This window comes from Candidatus Poribacteria bacterium (assembly GCA_021295755.1).
Lineage (GTDB): Bacteria > Poribacteria > WGA-4E > WGA-4E > PCPOR2b > PCPOR2b.
In genome coordinates this window covers 5,664-5,979 of sequence record JAGWBT010000074.1, presented here as the reverse complement: position 1 = coordinate 5,979, position 316 = coordinate 5,664, and positions in this window count along the sequence as shown.

Sequence of the window (316 nt, the reverse complement as noted above, 5' to 3'; positions counted from 1 at the left end):
ATGGCTGGCGGTAGGGTTCGGATTGCGGTCCCAGGCGGCTGGAAAGTATCTAAGAATTGGCTACGAGTTATTGACGATGTGGCTCGTGCTACTGATCCGACGGTAATATATTCAACCATTGGAGATGGTACAGTCACTGAACATCCAGATCATGAGGGTCGAGTGGCTTTCACGGCGGACGGCAATATAACAGTCACACTTGATGCAAAATGGGGCCCCGCGGAGAGAAGGGACGTAGCTGGGATTGGGAGACAGCTCGTAATTATATTTGGTGATGTCACTACCGCTGTCCCTCGTATGCTAGATCTAACAGATA